We start from the raw sequence: 464 nt of genomic DNA, 5'->3' as shown, positions 1-464 counted from the left end.
GTGAACGGTTCATCGCGCAGCAGCGCATGCGGATCGCGACCGGCCATGGCGACAGGCGCCACCACCACCAGCGGTTCGTCCATCAGGGGACGCCATTCACAGGTCTTGGGAATGGCGAACTGCGGCTCGACCACCACCGCTGCATCCAGTTCTCCCGCCGCCACCATGCGGCATAGCTCGACCGAGCCGTTGGACACCACCGACACCGACAGGTCGGGATGGTCCGCATAGAGCGTGCGCAAGACCGGCGGCAGCACGGTGGTCAGCGCGGAGACGAAGGTGCCCAGGCGCAACTCGCCGACCGGCGCTTCCTTGATGGCCATCGCACGCAGGTCGCGCTCTTCGCGCAACATGCCGCGTGCGCTGTCGAGGATGTTGAGACCGGCCGCGGTCGGCTTGACCGAACGTCCGGAGCGTTGCAGCAGCGGCGTTGCCAGTTCTTCCTCGAGCGCCCTGACGCGCGG

General features: G+C 67.7%; 1 protein-coding gene. It reads right to left on the bottom strand.

The window, feature by feature from the left end; genetic code table 11:
- A partial coding sequence (locus HLUSI_RS0126170; protein WP_016836736.1) for a LysR family transcriptional regulator occupies nt 1-464 on the bottom strand: 464 nt, incomplete at both ends.

It is taken from the genome of Herbaspirillum lusitanum P6-12, from assembly GCF_000256565.1.
Classification (GTDB): Bacteria; Pseudomonadota; Gammaproteobacteria; order Burkholderiales; family Burkholderiaceae_D; genus Herbaspirillum; species Herbaspirillum lusitanum.
This window is presented reverse-complemented; position numbering and strand designations above follow the sequence as displayed.